This is a genomic window from Kordia sp., from assembly GCF_050633145.1.
GTDB lineage: Bacteria > Bacteroidota > Bacteroidia > Flavobacteriales > Flavobacteriaceae > Kordia.
The window spans coordinates 1-328 of record NZ_JBOEFY010000003.1 but is presented as its reverse complement, the minus strand read 5'-3'; the positions used below and the strand labels follow the sequence as shown (position 1 = coordinate 328).

Sequence of the window (328 nt, the reverse complement as noted above, 5' to 3'; positions counted from 1 at the left end):
AACAGTAATATCAATTCATAATTGTGCATCACAGCTTTATATAGTACATTTACTCCTATTACACATATTGAATGATAACAGCTAAGAATATACGCAAACAGTACGGAGATTTAGAAGTTTTAAAAGGCATCAATTTAACCATTAAAAAAGGGGAAATTGTTTCTATTATTGGTACATCTGGAGCAGGAAAAACAACCTTACTTCAAATATTAGGAACCTTAGACAAAATGGCTCCTAGCTCAGATAGCTCTCTCGTTATCAATGATGTAAAAACGGAACAACTTTCTGAAAAAGAGTTGGCAAAATTTCGTAACGATCATATCGGATT

Annotated in this window: 1 protein-coding gene; it reads left to right on the top strand. The window is 32.3% G+C overall.

Annotated features, from left to right (window positions below):
- Positions 1-71 precede the first annotated feature (71 nt).
- On the top strand, positions 72-328 hold a 257-nt coding region (locus ACRBBL_RS01550), incomplete at its 3' end, for an ATP-binding cassette domain-containing protein (protein WP_431367272.1).